The organism is Paraburkholderia sp. BR10882 (genome assembly GCF_040948855.1).
Classification (GTDB): domain Bacteria; phylum Pseudomonadota; class Gammaproteobacteria; order Burkholderiales; family Burkholderiaceae; genus Paraburkholderia; species Paraburkholderia nodosa_A.
Genome location: NZ_JBFPKP010000012.1, coordinates 61708 through 81506, shown reverse-complemented (window position 1 = coordinate 81506; position 19799 = coordinate 61708). Strand labels below are relative to the sequence as shown.

The window sequence follows — 19799 nt, the reverse complement described above, 5'->3', positions numbered from 1 at the left end:
GTTCGTTCGCCTGACAGGATCGCAACGCTTCAGGCGTCGTTCCCTTCGTTGATGCCTCGCGGTACACCTGCGACCAGGCAAAACACGGTCAGGCAATTCGTAGCCGCAGTTTTCGCACCGCGTACTCGTGGTAGTTCATGCAGGCGCCTACCGCGCAAGCTCCGATCGTCGCGTTCTGCGAGTCGCAGGACGGACAAGGCATCTCGCCACCCTCAACGGTGCGCCTTTTCCACTCATCCGAAGACAGCGTGGCCGTCACTCGTCGTTGAAGCGACGGTTACCCCCTTTGTCTGCAAGACTATTTTCCGTCTTGTGTTGACTATTCCATGCGTTGTGCCCGTGAAACTGTTCAGGACAAACCCGTCGTCCGGGACTGAAACGTTGTGCGTCGTCGGCACGTCGTTCGGCCGGTCCGACGGGCGCTTCCGTCGATAAGACGGGTTTGGAAGACGGACCTGACCGCTGCTTGAATGCCCCCATGTACCGGCAACACCCGGCCGGTCACTTTTCTGGGGGGGAAGGCCATGTCAACCGGGCACAGCGACGCGCACAGCATCTTGCGCCGCCGGCAGGTCGAAGAGAGAACAGGGCTGTCGCGCTCAACGATTTACCGTCGCATGCAAGCGGGAACATTTCCTCTGGCTGTACCACTGGGCGGTCGGCTGGTGGGATGGCGTGTGGCCGACATCGAACAGTTTCTGGAGAGTCCCGCCCGTTACCGGGCACCAGTGCCAGCACGTGACAATCGAGAGGGAGACGCGCCATGAGTCGCGATCTTGCTCGCGCACCGCTGCACCGGCGGCTCGAGAATTGGGGCAATGCATCGCGCGGTGCGTACGATCCCGTCGATGCGGCGAGGATCATGAACGCATGGCAAACCCTGCAACCGCGGCATCGTGAGATCTTGCGTATGGTCTACGTCTGGCATGCCACCCACGAAGTCGTCTGTCGGCGGCTGCACATTCCGCGCCGGCCCGCGCAAGGGTTCGAACTCGCGCTGGCAGCCGCACGCGCGGCACTCGCGCGCGCCCTGAAGACGGAGGACCAGGACAGTGGCGGCTGGCATCCGTCGGACGAGAGCGCATGATGGTGCGCAGTAACTGGCTGGGCGATTCGTTCCAGTGCGTGACGTGCCTGGTCCGCTTCCGCCCACGTTGGCGCGCGGCGAACAACGGGCTGAAGGTTTCGGATCACAGAATATATTCTGGGAGCACGTGGGAACAACTGGGAACACGTGGGTAAAGAGAAGGGCGGCACGGTGCGTGAGGCCCCTTGCATTGGGTTGCGCATCCGTCTAGAGTCAAGTCAACAATCTGATCCGGTCAACGTGCCCTGCACGACCGAGTACGCGTTAGCGGCCCCGCAGTTCGATTCTGTGCGACGACGTGGTGTGCCTTGGCGCAATCGCAAAAAAGCCTGCATCTGCAGGCTTTTCTGTTTTCTGGCGTTGATGCAATGGTCCCCCGTTGAGCCCGCGGTCAGCCTCCCCGGCGCCGCGGGTTCCTTTTTTGTTGCAGGTTCATCGACCGCGGGCGCGGCTGAGGAAGATGAGCCATGAGAATGCTTCTGATCACTTCGGCAAATGACAATCCGGACCGGACGGTGTTCATCTGTCTGCTTGGCCGTCGCCTGATTCGCGCTACGCACAGGCGGTTGTTGACACTGGAGCTTGCCGTGCCGCCGCACTGCGCACAGGTGCCCGCCAGCACGCCACATCATGGGAGCGCGTCCCGCAACCCGGTTCGGGTCCTCGTGGGGAGGGCCGGCTCAGCCAGTGGCCGCGTTTGCCTGCTCATTGCGGGTGTCGCCGAAGGTCTGCTGTCGATTAATGATGATCCTCGCCGCACGCGCTACTACGCCAACCTTCGTCATCTGCTGTCCAGGGCGGTGTGGTTGCTTGCCTGGATGTGCTCACACGCCGCATCGATTCGGTCCGGAACGGCGCAGTGGCTGGCCTGTGCGACGCGGGGATGTTCAATGCTTGACGTCGCCGTCGCAGTGGATTGTGCCGTCCCAGGTCGCGCACCGCTGCGAGCGTTGCGCCGCTGCGCGATCGTTCTCAACGCATTCGTCGGTGCCGCTATCTTTGCGCCCGGTACGGCCCGTGCCGATGACTGGGGTTGCCAGGTCATCCTTTGCCTCGCCAATCCAGGTGGTCCCGAGCAGTACGGAGAATGCGTCCCGCCGATCGAGAGATTGTGGGCAGCCCTTCGCCATGGCGATCCTTTTCCGAGCTGTGACTTCGGAGCGGGTGGATCACGGGGAACGTCGGCGGTGAATGTCTTTGCAGGCACCGGTTACTGTCGGGAGGACCTGCTGTACTGGGGAGGCCCCGAGCAGAGCGAGCTGCTGTGCGATGCGCGCGGCGCGATCAACGTTGAGATCGACGGCGCGCTGTACACGCGGGTATGGTGGGGCGCAAGCGGCGCAGACCACACAATCACCGAGTTCTACGGAGCGGGCAGCACACAGCTTCCCTACGATCCCACGCAGGCAACGCGCCGGTTCCTCGAGCGCCAGGAAGAAAGCGCGGGCGGACAGAGAGGTGGCGAATGATTCCGCTCGCGGCATTCCTGATCCTGACGCAACAGTGCGCGCCGGGCGTGGCGCCCGCCACGATGGCAGCCATCGTGCGGGTCGAATCGGGTTTTAACCCGTATGCGATCGGGGTCGTTCATGGCCGCCTCGAGCGGCAGCCGGCGACGCTCGATGAGGCTGTTGCGACAGCGCGAGCACTGGATGCCGCCGGGTGGAACTACAGCGTGGGTCTCGCGCAGCTCAACCGGTCGAACTGGGCCCGATCCGGCCTGACGTCCGGCACGGTCTTCGATCCATGCCGCAACCTTTCCGCCGGCGCGGCAATCCTTCAGGGCTGCTTCGAGCGGGCGCGACACTCACGCGAACGGGCGCAGGACGCACTGCGTGCGGGGCTGTCGTGCTACGCGAGCGGCGATTTTTTCACAGGTTTTCGTACGGGCTATGTGCAACGGGTCCTCGCGCAGCTCGTACAGACGGATCCCGGCGTTCCGGCCACAGGCGCTGACGTTCCGCCAGTTCGCGTCATCCCCGCAAGACCGGGAGGTCCGCATCCGGACACATCACGTGCCTCGCCGGGAGCGGACGCTTCCTCGGACCACGGACGCAATCACCAGACTGATGAGCCCGGCGGCATGACACAGCAGAGCGCGGTCGTCTTCTGATCCGGGCAAGACCGACATGAGTGAGAGGAGCAATTCATGAAATCAGGATCACTAATCAATCGGGAATCGAAGGCATCGGGATCGATATTGTCCCGATCGGCGCGGGCCGTGCTGCGCGGCCGTACAGTCGTGCTCCTGCTCGCACTGAGCGTCACGCCGGCATACGCCCAGCTCTCGCAGGTCAACACGCTTCTCACGACGATCCAGACCACGCTGCTTAGCGTGGGCGCAGTGGTGTGTTCGATCTCCATCATCTGGGCAGGCTTCAAGATGATGTTCCAGCACGCGCGCTTTGGCGACGTCGCCAGCGTCTTCATCGGTGGCGTGTTCGTGGGCTGTGCCACGGTGATCGCGGCGATGCTGATCCCCGCGAGCTGATCCGGAGGCGCGCATGGACTCGTTCAGGGATTCCGTTTTCAAGGGCTGCACGCGACCCGCGATGCTCTGGGGCGTGCCGCTTGTGCCGTTCCTGATGGCAGGCGGCAGCATCCTGATTCCCGCCATCTGGGTGCTGCTTGCGAGCCCGCCGGTGGGCGTCGGCATTGTGCTGCTCCTCATCCCGGTGTTTGTGACGATGCGTGCTGTTACGCGGCACGACGACCAGCGCCTCACGCAGTACGTGCTGCGCGTTCGCATGGGGCTTCGCCAGCGTAACCGTCGCTTCTGGGGCGCGCACGCCTACGTGCCAGTTCGCATCAAGAGGAGAGGCTGAGATGGTCACCCGATCTGATCTCATCGACGTGGCCGAACGCGAGGTCGTGCTCGCGGATTTCGTGCCGTTTTCATCGCACCTCGACAACCACGTGATCCGCACGCGCGAAGGCGACTATCTGCGCGTGTGGAAGATCGCCGGGATTGCCTTCGAGGCGGCTGATCCCGGCGATATTCTGGTGCGTCACGAAGGGTTCAACCAGCTCGTGCGCAGCCTGCCGGGCGGCCATGTGGGACTCTGGTTGCATCGGATTCGCCGGCGCGTGAAGGACCACTTCGCCACGCCGTACGGCAACCCGTTCTGCCAGGCACTCGCCACGCGCTACTACGCGAGCTTTGCTGGCTACCGGATGATGGCCAACGAGCTGTACCTGACGGTCGTGTACCGGCCGCATCGCACGCGCCTGGGGCGTCTTTTCAGCCAGGCGGCGCGGCGCACACCAGACGACATCCGGCGCGACGAGCAGGAGGCGCTGAAAGTGATGGCCGGGATTGCTGCCCAGGTCGAATCGGGCCTCAAGTCGTGGGATCCGGTGGCCCTTGGCGTCTACAGGAAGCCGGCCCTATGCACGCAGCGCCCCGTGCGCCTTTCGGCGGCACTCGAGTTTCTGGGTTACCTCGTCAATGCAGTGTGGGAGCCGGTGCCGATTCCGTCTGCGCGTATCGCCGAGGCACTGCCGACGTCGCGACTATTCTTCCACACCGAGAAGGTGGAGATCCGCATGCCGGGCGCGACGCGCTACGCCGCGCTGCTCGACCTGAAGGACTACCCGGAGGAAACGGAGCCCGGGATGCTTGACGGTCTGCTGTACGGCGACTTCGAGTACATCGAGACACAGAGCTTCACGATTCTCGATCGTCCCACGGCGAAGGCGGCACTTGAGCGCCAGCGCAACCAGCTGATTGCGGGCGAGGACGTGGCCGTGTCGCAGGTCAAGGCGATGGACTGCGCACTGGACGACCTGATCAATGGGGACTTCGTGCTTGGCGAATATCACTATTCGCTGGCCGTGCTCGGCGACCGGCCGGACGAGGTGACGCAGCACGTGGCGAAGGCGCGCACGCAGCTCGCTGACGTGGGCTTTCAGACCGCGCTCGTTGATCTGGTGGCGGACGCTGCGTGGTTCGCGCAGCAGCCGGGCAACTGGCGCTACCGGCCACGCGAGGCGAAGCTCACGTCGCGCAACTTCTGTGGACTCGCGAGCCTGCACAACTTCGCGACGGGCAAGCGCGACGGCAACCCGTGGGGCGAGGCGATCACGATCGTCAAGACGCCAAGCGGTCAGCCACTGTATCTGAACTTCCACGCGACCCCGGACAAGAAGGATTCCGGCGACGAGAAGGCGCTGGCCAATACCCAGATCATCGGGCAGGCCGGCGCCGGCAAGACGGTGCTCGAACTGTTCCTGCTCGCCATGGCGATGAAGTATGGCGTCACGGGTGTCGTCTACGACAAGGACCGTGGCACCGAAATCGGCGTGCGCGCGATGGGTGGCCACTACACGGTCTTTCGCCGGGGCGTCCCGACGGGACTCAATCCATTCCAGCTCGATCCCGACGAGGCCGTGCTGGACTTCTGGGAGCGGCTCGTTCGCCGGCTTGTCGATGGCGGTGTGCCGCTTTCGGCCAGGGACGAACTCGACGTTTCACGCGCCGTAAGGGAGGTCGCCCGTATGGCGCGGCCGCTGCGGCGCCTGTCGATGGTACGGCAGCTGATGCCGGCCGTGGGCGAAAACAGCCTGCACGCACGACTCACCAGATGGTGTGCGGGTGGACGGCTTGGCTGGGTACTGGACAACCCGTCGGACCAGCTGGATTTCAGCCACAACCAGCTGTTCGGTTTCGACGATACCGAACTGCTGGACGATCCCGAGGTGTCGACGCCGGTGACGATGTATCTGTTGCACCTGACCGAAAGCCTGATCGACGGGCGGCGTTTCATCTATGTAATGACCGAGTTCTGGAAGCGTCTGCGCGACCCTGTATTCACCGACTTCGCAAACAACAGGCAGAAAACGATTCGCAAGCAGAACGGTCTGGGCATCTTTGACACGCAGTCACCCGCGGACGTCCTGCGCAGCCCCATCGCTCGGGCGCTCATCGAGCAGACCGCGACGTTCTTCTTCCTGCCGAACCCGCGCGCGGACTACGACGACTATGTGCAGGGCTTCAAGCTGACCGAGGCGGAGTTCAACATCGTGCGCACCCTCGGGGAGAACAGCCGCCTGTTTCTCGTCAAGCAGGGGCACCGGTCCGCGATCGGCCGGCTGGATCTTGCGGGGCTCGGCGACGTGCTCGACGTGCTGTCTGGGACGACCGACAACGTCGAACTGCTCGACGGCATCCGCGCTGAGCTCGGCGACGAACCGGCTGCCTGGCTGCCGGTGTTTCATGAGCGGCTGGCAAGGCGACGTGCGACCGGCGTCGCGCGCAGCCCTCTGGTTTCACACGTACCGGGACGAGGTGCGCGATGAGCGGCCTGTTCACGGCGGTCGGCGGCACGCTGGAGAACGGCATGTCGACGTATGTCACAAGCGTGTCCTCCGCGCTCTCGAGCGCGCTGGTGCCCGTCGTCACGACCGCTCTGACCATCTGGGTGATCGCGTATGGGTTTGCCGTGGTGCGTGGCGAGGCCCACGAGTCGGTCCCCGCCTTTGCGTGGCGCGCAATGAAGGTGGCGATCATGCTCGCTTTCGCGCTCGGCGCGGGCATCTACCAGTCACAGGTGGTTACCGCCGTGAACGGCGCCACGACTGGTCTCGCGCAGACCATCCAGACTGCGGCTGCGAACGCAGGCGCAGGCAACGCGGGGTGCGGGACGGTGAGCGGCAGCGAAGTGGCAGGCACGAGTGCGTCCTCCATTTACCAGACCCTGGACTGCTACGACCGGCAGATCGACATCGTGATGGATGCGTACTTTGACAGGGCGACACACGAAGGCTTGAGTGTCAGCGGCCTTGTTGCAGGCTTCGGTGATCTGGCTGGCGGCTTGATCGTGGGGCTGGGTGGGGCCATTTTCCTGTTGGTCCTCGCCTTCGAGGTCACGATGGCGAGGATGCTGCTGGATCTGGTGCTGGGGTTGGGTCCCGTGTTCATCGCCTGTGGCGCGTTCGGGCCGACGGCACGCTTTTTCGAGGCGTGGACCGCCAAGGTCGCGAACTATGCGCTGCTGCAGATTCTCATCGCGGCCTTCCTTGGCATGGCACTGACGGCGTTTTCCGCCGACCTCGCGCCGTTCAACGTCACCACGACACCGCCGGACGCGAACGCATCCGCACTTTCGGCGGCGGGTCAGGCGGTGCTCACCGCCGTTGCGCCGTGGGGTGCCGCATTCGGTCTGCTCACCACGTCACTGTTCCTGGCCATGATCGGCTGGCAGTTGCCGGCCGTCGCCTCGGGGCTCGCCGGGGGCGCCACGGTGTCCGGATTCGGTGCCTTCGTTGCAGGATTTGCGTCGCGCGGCGCGGTCAAGGGACTGGGCACCCTCGCTCGGCTCGGGCACGGCCCGCGTCAGCCCGGTGGCCGGATTGATAACGGCGGGCAAGCCAGCCGCGCGAAGGCGGCCAGCGGTGCCGCCCAGATCCCGGCGTACCAGCGCGCGGCGCGCGAGCACCTGGGCGACCAGGATAACACGGGAAGGGCATCGCCATGATCAGGTCAATCATCCATATCTGTGTGGCACTTACAGCGGTGGCATCGATCGTCTTCGCGATGCCGTCGGCTCGCGCCCAGGGCATCCCGGTCTACGACGCGCAGAACGTCGTGCAGGCCATCGCCACCGTAGGGCAACTGAAGCAGGAGGTACAGCAGGAGCTCCAGCTGTACCAGTCGCTCAGTGGGACACGTGGATTCGGCTCGCTCATGAGCAATCCGGTCCTGTCGAACTCGCTGCCAGCGAACTGGCAGTCCGTCTATACGGCAATCCAGAACGGCGGATATGCGGGTCTCTCGGGCAGTGCACAGACACTGCGCTCGGCGAGCGAAATCTACAACTGCGAGGACCAGAGTGGCATTGACCAGCAGGTCTGCCAGCGCGCCCTGAACAAGCCGTTCCAGGACAAGGCGTTTGGCACCCAGGCGTACCAGACTGAACTCCAGGAGCTCGACCAGATCCAGGGCTTGATGCAGCAGATCGATGTGACGCAGGACCAGAAGGGCATCTCGGAGCTGCAGGCGCGTATCCAGATCGAGAGCACGGCGGTCAGCAACGAGATGACGAAGCTGCAGCTCTTCAGAATGCTGGCCGATTCGGAGGGCCGGCTGATCGTGGAACAGCAGCAGGAGCTCGTACTTGAGCGCGCTGGCAATACCGTACGGCTGCAGGACCAGATGGTGCCTGCGAGCTTTGGCAACTGAGCTCGCCTGCCGGGTTCGGAAACTGAGGAGACAGACATGATCCGGGCTTTCGTGGTGATCGCGGTCATGCATTTAGTCATGCTGATTAATGGATGCTCGGACAGTCCACCCAAACCTGTCCTGCCGGATGGCTCGCACCGCGTTCCGGTGAACCGTGTTGCACCCGTGCCACCCTCGGTCGGAGGCGCTCATGAGCAGTGACGACGATTATCGGCGGGCACTCGATTTCGAGGTGTCGGTCACACATCTGCAGGAGCGCTCGGAGCGCCGCGCATGGTACGTGGCCGCAGCTTGCGTGGTGGTGGCCATCCTGTGCGCTGTGGCGCTGGCCGTGATGGTCCCGTTCTACCGGGTCGTGCCGTTGCCGATCGAGGTCGATCGTCTGACCGGTGAGGCACAGGTGATCGACGTGCTCGGCGCGAAGCAGGTGCCGATGCGCGAGGTCGAGGACAAGCACTGGGTCGAAGTGTATGTGCGCTCGCGCGAACGTTACGACTGGGGTCTGCTGCAGATGGACTATGACCGCGTGCTCGACATGAGCGACGAGCGGGTTGCGCGGGACTACCGGGCGATCTACGCCGGACCGGACGCGCTGGACCGGCGGCTCGGAGCCGGCACACAGCGTCGTGTGCGTATCCTTTCGACCACACTCGTGCCGGACGAGCCGGGGCACGCCGTCGTGCATATCGAGCAGAGGACGTGGAAAAACGGGATCGATGACGCGCAGCCGCAGCGCTTCGTCATCACGCTTGCGTTCAGCTATCGGCCCACCGTCTTCGCGCGGGAGCGCACGGCGATCGAGAATCCGTTTGGCTTCAAGGTGACGGCATACAGCCGCGATCCTGAATACACGCCTGCGGCTGCCTCTCCGGCGCAACAGCCAGCCAGGGGAGGTACGTCATGAAACCGGCCATCTGCCTGAGAACCGTCACACTGGCTGTCGGGCTCGCAGCGGTATGCAGCGCAGCGCGCGCCTACGACGTACCGGGCTGGTCGGGCGACTCGCGCGTGCGACAGGTCGTGTACCGGCAGGACGAGGTGGTGCGGATCATCGCGCAGCGCGGCTTTGCCACGCACATCGCGCTCGATCCCACCGAGCACATTCTCGTCGTGGCCCCGGGTGACCGGGATGGATGGCAGGTGCTCGCCAGCCGGGGCGACCACGATGTCTATCTCAAGCCGGAGCTCGCCGCGCACGACACGAACCTCGAAATCCGCACGGACCGGCACAGCTACAGCTTCGACCTCGTGGTGCTGCCGCTGAATGCCCGCTTCGACAACGACGATGAGATGTATCGCATCACGTTCGTCTATCCCGATGAAGAGGCAGCGAGGACGAAAGCCGCCGATGCTGCTGCTCTTGTGCGCGCGCGCCTCGCGCAGGCGCCGGTGGTGCGCAATACCGCCTACTCGATGCAGGTGATGCCACATTCGGAGGATATCGCGCCGAGCGCAGCGTGGGATGACGGGCGCTTTACCTATATCCGCATTCCCAACAACCGGCGTATCCCCGCGATCTTCCGTGTTGCCGATGGCGACCGCGAGAGCGTCGTTGACCGGCATATGGAAGATGACGTTATCGTCGTGCACGAGGTGGCTCGACGTTTCGTGCTGCGTCTTGGCGACGAAGTGGTTGGCCTGTGGAACGACGCGTTCGACGTGGACGGCGTACCACCCGTGAATGGCACGACGGCGACGGGTGTCAAGCGTGTCCTGCGGAGCGGCGGCCATGAATGAGCAATCGCCACGCAGTGTGATTGCGCCCGGGTGTCCAGACGAGGGCGACCCCGCAAAGGTTGCGGAAATGTCAAACGGTGACCCCGGGAGGCAGCCCGCCGAGCGCGGCATGCCGGAACTGGGGCAGCAGGGAGGGCGGCCGCGGGCATGGTGGTTCGCGCCGCTGCTGGTCGCCGCCGCCGTGGTCGGTGCGGCGGTCTGGACGATCCACGGGTTTCTTGAGCGGCACGAAGCGGCCGAGAAGGCGAGGCGTGATGCCGTGCAGGAACAGCTGTCGCAGGGGCGCGTGTTCGGCGATGGGCCCACTGCGGCGTCATCGGCGACGGGTGTGGCAAGCGCGGCCGTGGCAGCCGGTGCGGCTGCGTCCGTCGCCGTTGCCGCAGTGCCGCGCCAGGTGCCTGTGCATAGCGCACCGGTTCGCAGTTACTACGATGCGCCGCTGCTTGCGACAGGCGGTAACGGTGCTGCCGGTGGCGAGGCTGATACGGCCGCATCAAGCTCCGCGGCTTCTCGCGGCCTGCAACCGAACGTGACGGTGGTGTCCGGCAGCCAGTCACAGGGTAGCAGCCCGCTTGCCCAGGCGCTCACGCCGACCGAGACGCCGATGGTGCGCGCGCGGTTTCTGGGCAACCGCAGCCTCATTCTCGCAGAAGGCGCCAAGATCGACTGCGCGGGCGACACCGCTTTCGACTCGACCCAGGCCGGGATCTCGAGCTGCACGGTGACGAAAAACGTGTATTCGGATGACGGCCATGTCGTGCTGATCGAAGGTGGTTCGCAGATCAACAGCGAATACCGCTCGAACCTCGCGCCCGGCCAGAAGCGCGTGTTCATCCTGTCTGCGCGAATCAGGACGCCCGACGGCGTGACGGTCGAGATCGATTCGCCAGCCGCGGATGCGCTCGGACGCATGGGCGTGGGCGGGTACGTGAACAACCACTGGGGCGAGCGCATCGGTGCCGCCATGCTGCTCGGCATGACGCAGGATGCGATCGGCTATCTCGCCACACGCGGCGGCAACAGCAACGGTTCGGTCGTCTTCGAAAACACGCAGCAGCAGGGCAATGACATGGCCTCGCGCGTGCTGGACAGCACGATCAACATCCCGCCCACGCTTTCGCAGAACCAGGGGGCGGAGTTCACGATTGTTGTTGCGCGGGACCTGGACTTCAGTCCGGTCTACGCGCTCGAGCCGGAGGGCACGCGATGAACTTCCCGGTCCACGCCCTGGGCGAAGCCACGATCCTCGCGGATGCCCCGCTGCCGAGGCTGGCAGAGGACGCGTCGGTGCGCGAGCTGATGCGACCGTTCGCGGGCCTCCTCGATGACCCTGCCGTCACGGAGCTGGTGATCAACCGCCCGCAACGCGTGCTGACGGAGACGCATCTAGGATGGCACGCGCATGACTGCGCGGAGCTCGACTTCGAGCGTCTGATGTCGTTCGCGGTCGCGATCGCCACGCTCACGAACCAGGAAGTCTCAGCGCTGCATCCGGTGCTCTCCGCACTGTTGCCGGGCGATGCGCGCATCCAGATCGTGATCCCGCCGGTGGTGCCTGCACGTACCGTGTCGGTGACGATCCGCCGCCCGTCCTCGCGCGAGAAGACGCTCGCTGCCTACGAAAGCGAGGGCCTGTTCGCCCGGACAACGTGGCACCGTCCGGCCGGACTCGATGAGGCGATGCCTGCGTTGCGTGAGCTCGATCGCGAGCTCGTCAGGTGCCTCGAAGCCTGCGAATTTCCGGCGTTCTTCGAACTGGCAGTGCGCGGCCGGCTGAACCTCGCAATTGTGGGCAATACGGGTTCGGGCAAGACGAGTTTCATGAAGGTGCTGTGCCGGTACATCCCCGATACCGAGCGCATCGTGACGATCGAGGATGTGCGCGAACTCTTCATGCGTCACATCGAGAACTGCGTTCACCTGATCTACAGCAAGGGCGGTCACGCTCAGGCACGCGTGACGCCTGCGGACCTGATCGCCAGCACGATGCGCATGCGGCCAGACCGCGTTCTGCTCGCCGAGCTTCGGGGCAGCGAGGCGTACGACTTCCTGAAGTTGCTGACGACGGGGCATTCGGGTTCCATCACGAGCTATCACGCGTCGAGCGCCGCGGTGGCTATCGACCGGTTCGCGCTGATGGCGAAGGAACATCCGGAAGCGGCGACGTGGGACGACGCGGCACTGCGCCGGCTGCTGTTCATGACCATAGACGGGGTGGCGCACATGGAATCCAGGGCGCTTTTCGATGGGGCAGGCGAGCAGACCGGCCGGCACTGGTCGATGACGGAAGTCCGGTTCGATCCGCTGCGCCGCCATCAGGCGGATTATCAGTGAAAGGAGGGCAAGCCATGGACGCCGCAAAGGCAGCCGGAACGGCACAGTCAACCATCGCGTATCACGCCGTGCGCGCGCTGGTGATGCTCGCGATTGTGGCCGCAGCTGCTGGTGTTCTGGTACTCGCTCTATGGCTCGCCTCTTTTTTCTTCGTCGCGAGCCAGCATCTCAATGCGCTTCATGCCGGGTTACATGCCTGGGTCGATGCAGCGCTGGCGTGGTACGACGGTCGTTTGCCAAAGCAGGAGCGCGCGAAGCTCGCCGGTGCGGCGCTGTTTGGCCTTGGGCTCGCGTTTGGCGCGCCCGCGGCTGGCGTGTATGCGCTTCTGGAGCGCTCCGGTCGTCGGCGTCTGCATGGCAGCGCGCGATTTGCCAACGAGGCGGACATCCGCCGGGCAGGGCTGCTATGAGTGCGGCAGCGATTTCAGACGCGTATGGCGGGCCGCCGCTGGTCGTAGGCGTGTGGCGTGGCCGCTACCTGAAGTTCGCTGGACAGCAGTTCGTGCTGCTCGCGGCACCGGCGCGTTCGGGCAAGGGCGTGGGTATCGTCGTGCCCAACCTGTTGAGCTATCCGGATTCGGTCGTCGTGCTCGACATCAAGCAGGAGAACTTCAATCTCACGTCGGGCTTCCGGCGAGCGCATGGGCATGAGGTCTATCTGTTCAATCCGTTTGCAGAGGACGGACGTACGCACCGGTATAACCCACTGTCGGCGATCCCGGACGGCGTATTGCGCGTCGGCGACATTCTCGCTATCGGATACGCGCTATATCCGTCCGGTGGTCACGACGACTTCTGGAAGGACCAGGCTCGCAACCTCTTTCTCGGCATCGTATTGCTGCTGTGCGAATGGCACGATGCGCGCCGGGCCGGCAACACCGATGTGCCCCATTTTCCGGTGACGATGGGAGAAGTGTTGCGGCAGTCGTCGGGCAATGGCGTGCCGGTCAAGGCGTACCTGCAGCAGGCCCTGGTGCAGAACCGGCGCCTGCTCAGTGGTGCGTGTACGGACGCCTTGAACCGCTTTCTTGCGAACGATGACAAGGTCCTCGCGAGCATTCTCGCGACGTTCAATGCGCCGCTCACGATCTGGGCCAATCCCGTCGTTGACGCCGCAACAAGCGCGAACGACTTCGATTTGCGTGACGTACGCAGGCGGCGCATGTCGGTCTATGTCGGCATTACGCCGGACCACCTGAGCGAGGCTGCCTTGCTCGTCAACCTCGTGTTCTCGCAACTCGTCAATCTGAACACACGCCAGCTGCCCCAGGACAACCCTGAGCTGAAGGTGCAGTGCCTCCTGCTGATGGACGAATTCACTTCAGTGGGGAAGATCCATATCATTGCCCGCGCAGTCGCCTACATGGCGGGATACAACCTGCGGCTGCTTTCGATCGTGCAGTCGGTGTCGCAGCTCGAGTCGGTCTATGGTCGAGCGGACGCGAGGACCTTCGTCACGAATCACGCGATGCAGATCATCTACGCGCCACGTGAGCAGAAGGATGCGAACGAATACTCGGAGATGCTCGGCACCTTCACGGAGCGCTCGCGCAGTGTGAGCCGCTCGAACGGGATTTTCGGCGGCCGGAGTAGCTCGAGCGAGAGCTTCTCCGAACAGCGCCGTGCGTTGCTGCTGCCGCAGGAGCTGAAGGAACTCGGGCGCGAGAAGGAAATCATCCTGCTCGAAAACACGAAGCCGATCCTGGCTGAACGGATCTGTTACTGGCGCGACCCGGTGTTTACCAGCCGACTGCGCGCGGCTTTGCCCGTTCCGGGCATGGACCTCGTGCGTTTCGTGGCCCAGGTGGAGCGCCGCGTGAGGGACGTGCAACCGGACGACGTGGATGAGGCCGGCGTGATGCGTTTTCCCCCGGAGTATCTGGAAGTGCTCCAGGCCTGGGATCCGCGCGACCTGCCACGCCATCTGAACGATGTGAGCGACGAAGAGGCGGCGGCCTACGTCGAGCGACATTTCACGCTGCTCGGGGTGCCGGCCGCGCATGTTGCCGTGGCCGCGCGCCGGCTATCGCCGTCTGATCTGGACGTGGCCGAATTGCGCCCCGCTGATGGCTTTGCCGGGCGCAGGTCTGCGCGCACTGCGGGCGCGCCTCGCTCCCTGCGCGGGCGAACTGCATCGCGCGCGGGCGACGTCTCTGGCGTCGCAGCGCATCGCGGAGCACGCCGATGAATACCCGGTTCCTGAATGAAGAGGAGCGTGCGCGCGCGGCGCTGGCCATGATACCTGCCGGGGACTACGGGACGTGGGTCGATATGGCGTTCGCGCTCAAGCAGGGATTCGGTGAGGCGGGGTTCGATATCTGGGACGCGTGGAGTCGTACCGCCCACAACTACAGTGAGCGCGCGGCGCGGGTGACGTGGCGCTCGGCTGGACAGACGGGCGGCAAGACGCTCGCGTCGCTCTTCTGGCTCGCGCAGCAGCATGGCTTCGATGTCAGGGCGTCCCGTAGCGCGACGGACCAGGCGGAGCGACCGCGCGTGTCTGCAGCCAGCCCGCCGGTTGACCCGTCACGACTCGATGCACGTATTCGCGCGCGACAGGCGATGGTTGCGCGCGAGGCGCTCGCCATCTGGAAGTGGGCAAGACCGGTGGGTCCCGGCCATCCCTATCTCGAACGCAAGCAGGTCAGGGCGGTCCCCACGCTGCGCGAACTCGAAGCCGAGGAGTTGCACGCGTTGCTCGGTTACGCTCCGCGAAGTGTCGAAGAGCCGCTGACGGGACGTGTGCTGGTGGTGCCGGTGTGCATCGGCGAGACGCTGTCAACCCTGGAACTGATCGATGCGCAGGGACGCAAGTCTGCGCTCGCGGGCGGTGCGAAGTCAGGCGGCCACTGGGTGGTTGAACCGGGCCAGTTTCGCGAGGGCGCAGCCACACCCATCCTGATTGCTGAAGGGGTGGCAACGGCACTTTCGGTGTGGCAGGCGACCGGCTGGTTCAGCGTCGCCGCCCTGTCGAGTGGCAATCTTCGTCCGGCGGCAGCCATGTGGCGCGACCGTTACCCGCAAGCGCAGATCGCGGTGCTGGCGGACCTTGGTGCCGGGTATGAGCACGCGAGGCAGGCCGCGCTGGGTACGTCGTCGTTGCTGGCGCAGCCGCGCTTTGTGCCGGGAGCCCGCATCGATAACGGGACCCCGACCGACTTCAATGACATGGCCGTGCTCTCGGGATCGCGAGCCGTTGGTGAGCTTTTACGGGAGTCAATTTACGAGGCGGCGGCGCGGGATGTCGTGGATGCGCAAGGCGACATAAAGATGGTGGGTGTGGACGGATCGGTCGATGCACTGAAGGAGGGTGAAGTGGGTAATGTCAAAGAGAAACTCGTAGGCGACGCGCAGGCACCGGGCCAGCGTCCTATCTCGCGCCGGCGCTCCGGCATTGCGCACGCACCGGAACCGGTGTCGCAGGCAAACCCGGCGCCGGCGGTCCTTCAGGAGCAGCCACAGCTGCCGCAGCCGGATAGGCGTGAGGACGAAACGCAGAAGGCGCACGCACCACCCGCGCGTGAAGTCGAGGCACCGGCGCGCCGTCAGGCGGGCGAGCCGCTGTATGCACTCGACGAGGTGCCCGGCGAGATCAAGGCCCTGGCCCAGCATCGCTTCGGCGCGCAGATCCGCATGGCGACGCCTCGCGGCAACGGTGGTCCGTACCGTGGCGAGGTGTTCAACACCGAGCACTACCTGATCCAGGAGGTATCGACGCGCAGCGTGGTATTCCACGCGAAGGCGAACGTCGAGTTCATCTCGGACCGGCTACGGTGGATGGACGAGAACCAGCGCCTCAATGGTGCGGAGCTCCAGATCGGGTACGACGGCAATCGCGCGAAGGTGTATCCGTGGGACCGTGCGCGCGATCTGCTCGAGCGCACGGTTGCCTCGCTCAAGAAGTCGGCACGCGAGGTGGGTTTCGGCAATGAACTCGACGCGACACTCGACCAGTTGCAGGGCGTGTCATGGACGCGTATCAGGCAAGCGCGGGCGGCGGCTCTCGCGCAGTCGAAGGAGCGTGCCGGCCGCGAAGAGGGCGAAAGGTAGCAATGCTGATTGCTACGCACGCTGTATCGGACAGCCCGCAGAAGGAGGTTCAGGATGGATGAAACCGCAACCCCTACTACTCCCGCCGGCATACCCGCCGATGATCCGGTTGCCAACGTGATCGAGCCGGAGCCGCCGCCTTTGCCGGATCCACGGGGCCGTGCTGCTGGCGCGGAGCGTTCTGACCAGGCGACGGCAGACGCATTGGCCGCACGCCGGCGCCGCGAGATCGATGCGGTGCGGGAGCGGCTGCGCGATCAGGCGATCCAGGTGGATACGCCGCAGCAGGCAGCGGCGCAGCAACCCGCATCGCAGCAGGGCGCGACCATGAGCAGCGAGGCGGCGGCCGCGCTGCGGTGGCTGCCGCTGGCCAATCCACCGGAGATTGTGCGAAAGCGGTACCTGCGGGCCGGCAACCAGTATTTCCTGAAGGATGCGCCGCATCAGCTTGCGTTCGAGGATATCGGCCCGTGTCTGGTGACGGAACATAACCGCGCCGACGTCGTTGAGTCGATGGTGGATATGGTTCGCGCCAAGTCGTGGGCTCGTGTGCGGGTGTCGGGCCATGAGCAGTTTCGCCGGGAGGTGTGGGTCCAGGCAATGCTGCTGGGCATCGAGGTGACCGGGTACGAGCCGAAGGCTGTCGATCTTGCGTGCCTGGCCGAAGGCCGTCGCGCCCGGATGACGAACCGCGTCGATGTGATGGAAGCGACTGCATCCGCGGCGGCGCCTCACGCTGCGCAAACTCCGAGGGCGCAAACGGCGACGCCCGACGCTTCCCGACAGCCTGAGATGGCTTCGGCGCCGCCGCAGCCATTTGCTCCCGCCTCTGAACCGGCGCCACGCGTTGCAGCGTCCGGGAGCGAGGAACGGCAGCGCTACGCTGGCGAGCTGGTTGAGCACGGCGCGGCGCCGTACCAGCACAACCCCGCGCGCGGTGACTCGTATTACGTTGTCTACCGCGAGGCGCGCGGTGCTGAACACGTCGTGTGGGGGGCGGATCTCGGAAGGGCTGTTGCGCAATCCGGCGCGCTCGCTGGACAGCAGGTCACGCTTGAAAATCTTGGCCGGCGCCTGGTGAGCGTGGCGGTGCCCGTTATCGATACGAGGGGAAACATGACCGGTGAAGAGAAAAAGGACGTCTATCGCAATATCTGGCGCGTCGATGTGGTGGGCCAGGAGCGCACGCACGCTCGCCCCGGCGCGGCGGGGAAAAAGGGTGAGCCCGAATGGGCGGCGGCGCAGCCGCTCGAATCGGAGCCCGTACACGCCGCGCCCAGGCGCAAGCCTCCCCGCGCTTGCCCCGAGGAACTTGCCGTGCAGATGGCGGTGCTGACTGCGGCGATGCGCGAGCATGGTCTGAGCGAGCGATCGATCACGCGGGTGCAGCAGCATGCGCGCCGGCTGCTGGAAGCCTTCGTGGCCGAGGGCGTCACCGTGCCGGCGCCGCGCGTGTTCGATCCGCTGGCGCCTTCCACCCGAAACCGTCGCACCCGCGCGGTGGCGGAGCGCGTTGCGGGCCGTGAGGTTGAACGTGCCCGGGAAGAACCCGCGCCGCCTTCGCGGTAGGAGCGCACACATGACCACGCGGGCGCGACTGTGTGTGGATCTCGGGCCGGCGAAGCCACGGTGGGAGGCGTGGTGCGCCCTTCATGGCGTGGCAGCCGCCGATGGTGTGCGGCTACTGGTCCACGATTTGCTGAGCCAGGCTGAGCCGCAAGGCACAGCGTCCAGGCATGAACGACATCATCTTGTGGCCAGCGGGCATCGCGAACGCCTCGAAATCCGTCTCACGCAGGCCGAACTCGAAGCGGTCAGGCAGCGTGCGTGGGCGGCTGGCCTGAACGTCAACCGCTGGGTGGTTGCAATGGTCCGCTCGCAGCTCGTGCATGAACCGCAGCTGGGCGAGCGCGAGATGCGGCTGCTTGCGGATTCGAACCAGCAACTGGCGACCATCGTGACGCTGCTGGGCCGGTTGCAGGCGCACGACGATGCGTATCGCATGACGGGCATGCCCGACGCAGTCCGTGCCATGATTGAAACGCACCTGCGCGCAGTCGCGCAGGTGCTGCGCGCCAACCTCGATCGCTGGAGCCGGTAGCATGCCGTTCCCGATGACCTGGGTCGACCAGATGCTGCTGGACTGGGGAGACCGGCTCTTTCACGAACCGTTACGGCATGTGCGCGCGCCGCGTATGTCGCGCGGTGAGCTTGGGCGGGAAGGGCGACGCATGCGCGAGAAACTTGCACGCACGCTCAGGCGGACCCCTGAGGTGATGGTCAAGATCACGAACAAGGCGTCGGGCGCGCAGGGTATGGGCGCGGTGCGTCGTCATCTGCGCTACATCTCGCGCAACGGGAAGGTGGAACTCGAGGACCAGGACGGGATGGTCGTACTCGGGCGCGAAGCGCTGCGCGATCTCACGCACGCCTGGCACCTCGGTGGCTGGGGCATTCCGGAGGAAAGCCGCAGGCGCGAGGTATTCAATGTGCTGCTTTCGATGCCGCCAGGCACGAACAGACAGGCGGTGCGCGACGCCGCGCGTGCGTTTGCCGCTGGGGAATTCGGCGACGGCAGACGGTATGTCTTCGCCGCGCACGACGACGAAGCGCACCCGCACGTGCACCTGAGTGTGCAGGTACGCGGGCCGGATGGCAGGCGGCTCAACCCGCGCAAACAGGATCTGCAACGCTGGCGTGAACGGTTTGCGGGGCAACTACGCGAGCTCGGGGTTGAGGCCAATGCCACGCCACGGCACGCCCGTGGCGAAACCCGACGCTATTCGAAGCAGGCCGTCGTTCAGATGATGGCGCGTGGAGAAACGCCGCGCTACTGGCGAGAGGAGCTGGACGGGCCAACGCGCCTTGCCTCGTGGTATGCCCACGCCGGGACGTTCGAAGCATGGCGAGGTATGGCTCACGCAGTGGCTGGCTCACCGAGCCCCGATGACCGGAGCCTGGCGGATGTGATCACCGACTTCGTGCACACGATGCCAGTCCAGCGAGGTCGACCCGGGCCCAGGCCTAGGCTGGGTGACCGCGCAGAAGGTGGGCATCATCGTCACTCGATGCGGGAGCGCGGATTTCATCGCACTGAACGCGATGAGCCCCAGCGCGAGCTGTTTCCAGACGATCCGGATGCCCGCCTGGAGCGGTGAGCCGAGGAGCGATGCATGGCAATGCCGATCCTTCCGTGGCCAGGCGACACGTTCAGATCAACGTTGATTGACGTAGAGAGAGTGCAACCGGGCAGACACAGGCAGTGTCAGGCGGTTGACCAGCGCGGGTTGTAGTTGCGTGCTCATACTTTCATAAACCAGGAAACGCAAGGCGGCTGATGGCCGGCATGATTCCGATGGCCATCGATCCCATTGCTTGGGGAACGCCGGTCTGTGGGGGGCCGGCTTGCGT

19 protein-coding genes are annotated in these 19799 nt (G+C 65.1%); all 19 read left to right on the top strand.

Going from position 1 to position 19799, the window contains the following annotated elements:
• The first annotated feature begins 524 nt into the window (after nucleotides 1–524).
• Nucleotides 525–767, top strand: a complete 243-nt coding sequence (locus AB3X99_RS26970; RefSeq protein WP_368618629.1) for a helix-turn-helix transcriptional regulator — start codon at nucleotides 525–527, stop codon at nucleotides 765–767.
• Entirely contained in the window at nucleotides 764–1087 is a 324-nt protein-coding gene (locus AB3X99_RS26965; RefSeq protein WP_368618628.1) for a hypothetical protein, read from the top strand. Before AB3X99_RS26970 ends, AB3X99_RS26965 begins: the two co-directional genes overlap by 4 nt.
• An 890-nt stretch (nucleotides 1088–1977) precedes the next feature.
• Nucleotides 1978–2556, top strand: coding sequence for a hypothetical protein (locus tag AB3X99_RS26960; RefSeq protein ID WP_368618707.1), 579 nt, complete (start codon nucleotides 1978–1980; stop codon nucleotides 2554–2556).
• Entirely contained in the window at nucleotides 2553–3200 is a 648-nt protein-coding gene (locus AB3X99_RS26955) for a lytic transglycosylase domain-containing protein (RefSeq protein WP_368618627.1), read from the top strand. Before AB3X99_RS26960 ends, AB3X99_RS26955 begins: the two co-directional genes overlap by 4 nt.
• Nucleotides 3201–3236: 36 nt before the next feature.
• Entirely contained in the window at nucleotides 3237–3578 is a 342-nt protein-coding gene (locus tag AB3X99_RS26950; RefSeq protein ID WP_368618626.1) for a TrbC/VirB2 family protein, read from the top strand.
• 13 nt (nucleotides 3579–3591) lie between these two features.
• Nucleotides 3592–3912 (top strand): type IV secretion system protein VirB3, encoded by a 321-nt coding sequence (locus AB3X99_RS26945; protein ID WP_368618625.1) that lies wholly within the window; start codon nucleotides 3592–3594, stop codon nucleotides 3910–3912.
• Nucleotide 3913: 1 nt separating this feature from the next.
• Nucleotides 3914–6385: a VirB4 family type IV secretion/conjugal transfer ATPase gene (locus tag AB3X99_RS26940; RefSeq protein WP_368618624.1), complete on the top strand. Its 2472-nt coding sequence runs from the start codon at nucleotides 3914–3916 to the stop codon at nucleotides 6383–6385.
• Nucleotides 6382–7563, top strand: a complete 1182-nt coding sequence (locus AB3X99_RS26935) for a type IV secretion system protein (RefSeq protein ID WP_368618623.1) — start codon at nucleotides 6382–6384, stop codon at nucleotides 7561–7563. The genes AB3X99_RS26940 and AB3X99_RS26935 overlap by 4 nt, the downstream gene beginning before the upstream one ends.
• Nucleotides 7564–7622: 59 nt before the next feature.
• Nucleotides 7623–8267 (top strand): type IV secretion system protein, encoded by a 645-nt coding sequence (locus AB3X99_RS26930; protein WP_368618706.1) that lies wholly within the window; start codon nucleotides 7623–7625, stop codon nucleotides 8265–8267.
• A gap of 190 nt (nucleotides 8268–8457) precedes the next feature.
• Nucleotides 8458–9171: a virB8 family protein gene (locus tag AB3X99_RS26925; protein ID WP_368618622.1), complete on the top strand. Its 714-nt coding sequence runs from the start codon at nucleotides 8458–8460 to the stop codon at nucleotides 9169–9171.
• A complete protein-coding gene (locus tag AB3X99_RS26920; protein WP_368618621.1) occupies nucleotides 9168–10004 on the top strand; it encodes a TrbG/VirB9 family P-type conjugative transfer protein in 837 nt (278 codons plus the stop codon). Before AB3X99_RS26925 ends, AB3X99_RS26920 begins: the two co-directional genes overlap by 4 nt.
• The gene (virB10, locus tag AB3X99_RS26915; protein ID WP_368618620.1) at nucleotides 9997–11214 is read left to right on the top strand and encodes a type IV secretion system protein VirB10; all 1218 of its coding nucleotides are present in this window, start codon (nucleotides 9997–9999) and stop codon (nucleotides 11212–11214) included. The genes AB3X99_RS26920 and virB10 overlap by 8 nt, the downstream gene beginning before the upstream one ends.
• Entirely contained in the window at nucleotides 11211–12338 is a 1128-nt protein-coding gene (virB11, locus tag AB3X99_RS26910; protein WP_368618619.1) for a P-type DNA transfer ATPase VirB11, read from the top strand. The genes virB10 and virB11 overlap by 4 nt, the downstream gene beginning before the upstream one ends.
• Before the next feature lie 14 nt (nucleotides 12339–12352).
• Nucleotides 12353–12748 carry a hypothetical protein gene (locus AB3X99_RS26905; protein ID WP_368618618.1) on the top strand — a complete coding sequence of 132 codons (396 nt, stop codon included), beginning with the start codon at nucleotides 12353–12355 and terminating at the stop codon, nucleotides 12746–12748.
• Nucleotides 12745–14526 carry a type IV secretory system conjugative DNA transfer family protein gene (locus AB3X99_RS26900; protein ID WP_368618617.1) on the top strand — a complete coding sequence of 594 codons (1782 nt, stop codon included), beginning with the start codon at nucleotides 12745–12747 and terminating at the stop codon, nucleotides 14524–14526. The genes AB3X99_RS26905 and AB3X99_RS26900 overlap by 4 nt, the downstream gene beginning before the upstream one ends.
• Nucleotides 14523–16388, top strand: coding sequence for a PriCT-2 domain-containing protein (locus AB3X99_RS26895; protein ID WP_368618616.1), 1866 nt, complete (start codon nucleotides 14523–14525; stop codon nucleotides 16386–16388). Before AB3X99_RS26900 ends, AB3X99_RS26895 begins: the two co-directional genes overlap by 4 nt.
• Nucleotides 16389–16442: 54 nt before the next feature.
• Nucleotides 16443–17957: an LPD7 domain-containing protein gene (locus tag AB3X99_RS26890; RefSeq protein WP_368618615.1), complete on the top strand. Its 1515-nt coding sequence runs from the start codon at nucleotides 16443–16445 to the stop codon at nucleotides 17955–17957.
• Nucleotides 17958–17967: 10 nt separating this feature from the next.
• Nucleotides 17968–18489 carry a plasmid stabilization protein gene (locus AB3X99_RS26885; protein ID WP_368618614.1) on the top strand — a complete coding sequence of 174 codons (522 nt, stop codon included), beginning with the start codon at nucleotides 17968–17970 and terminating at the stop codon, nucleotides 18487–18489.
• Nucleotide 18490: 1 nt separating this feature from the next.
• Nucleotides 18491–19546 carry a relaxase/mobilization nuclease domain-containing protein gene (locus AB3X99_RS26880; protein WP_368618613.1) on the top strand — a complete coding sequence of 352 codons (1056 nt, stop codon included), beginning with the start codon at nucleotides 18491–18493 and terminating at the stop codon, nucleotides 19544–19546.
• Nucleotides 19547–19799 lie beyond the last annotated feature (253 nt).

What these genes read in the sequence shown, in the direction of transcription:
- AB3X99_RS26960 (WP_368618707.1), top strand. Translation starts at nt 1,978, where the DNA reads ATGCTTGACGTCGCCGTCGCAGTGGATTGTGCCGTCCCAGGTCGCGCA.
- AB3X99_RS26965 (WP_368618628.1), top strand. Translation starts at nt 764, where the DNA reads ATGAGTCGCGATCTTGCTCGCGCACCGCTGCACCGGCGGCTCGAGAAT.
- AB3X99_RS26925 (WP_368618622.1), top strand. Translation starts at nt 8,458, where the DNA reads ATGAGCAGTGACGACGATTATCGGCGGGCACTCGATTTCGAGGTGTCG.
- AB3X99_RS26945 (WP_368618625.1), top strand. Translation starts at nt 3,592, where the DNA reads ATGGACTCGTTCAGGGATTCCGTTTTCAAGGGCTGCACGCGACCCGCG.
- AB3X99_RS26900 (WP_368618617.1), top strand. Translation starts at nt 12,745, where the DNA reads ATGAGTGCGGCAGCGATTTCAGACGCGTATGGCGGGCCGCCGCTGGTC.
- virB11 (WP_368618619.1), top strand. Translation starts at nt 11,211, where the DNA reads ATGAACTTCCCGGTCCACGCCCTGGGCGAAGCCACGATCCTCGCGGAT.
- AB3X99_RS26895 (WP_368618616.1), top strand. Translation starts at nt 14,523, where the DNA reads ATGAATACCCGGTTCCTGAATGAAGAGGAGCGTGCGCGCGCGGCGCTG.
- AB3X99_RS26955 (WP_368618627.1), top strand. Translation starts at nt 2,553, where the DNA reads ATGATTCCGCTCGCGGCATTCCTGATCCTGACGCAACAGTGCGCGCCG.
- AB3X99_RS26890 (WP_368618615.1), top strand. Translation starts at nt 16,443, where the DNA reads ATGGATGAAACCGCAACCCCTACTACTCCCGCCGGCATACCCGCCGAT.
- AB3X99_RS26930 (WP_368618706.1), top strand. Translation starts at nt 7,623, where the DNA reads ATGCCGTCGGCTCGCGCCCAGGGCATCCCGGTCTACGACGCGCAGAAC.
- AB3X99_RS26935 (WP_368618623.1), top strand. Translation starts at nt 6,382, where the DNA reads ATGAGCGGCCTGTTCACGGCGGTCGGCGGCACGCTGGAGAACGGCATG.
- AB3X99_RS26920 (WP_368618621.1), top strand. Translation starts at nt 9,168, where the DNA reads ATGAAACCGGCCATCTGCCTGAGAACCGTCACACTGGCTGTCGGGCTC.
- AB3X99_RS26880 (WP_368618613.1), top strand. Translation starts at nt 18,491, where the DNA reads ATGCCGTTCCCGATGACCTGGGTCGACCAGATGCTGCTGGACTGGGGA.
- AB3X99_RS26950 (WP_368618626.1), top strand. Translation starts at nt 3,237, where the DNA reads ATGAAATCAGGATCACTAATCAATCGGGAATCGAAGGCATCGGGATCG.
- AB3X99_RS26940 (WP_368618624.1), top strand. Translation starts at nt 3,914, where the DNA reads ATGGTCACCCGATCTGATCTCATCGACGTGGCCGAACGCGAGGTCGTG.
- AB3X99_RS26885 (WP_368618614.1), top strand. Translation starts at nt 17,968, where the DNA reads ATGACCACGCGGGCGCGACTGTGTGTGGATCTCGGGCCGGCGAAGCCA.
- AB3X99_RS26905 (WP_368618618.1), top strand. Translation starts at nt 12,353, where the DNA reads ATGGACGCCGCAAAGGCAGCCGGAACGGCACAGTCAACCATCGCGTAT.
- AB3X99_RS26970 (WP_368618629.1), top strand. Translation starts at nt 525, where the DNA reads ATGTCAACCGGGCACAGCGACGCGCACAGCATCTTGCGCCGCCGGCAG.
- virB10 (WP_368618620.1), top strand. Translation starts at nt 9,997, where the DNA reads ATGAATGAGCAATCGCCACGCAGTGTGATTGCGCCCGGGTGTCCAGAC.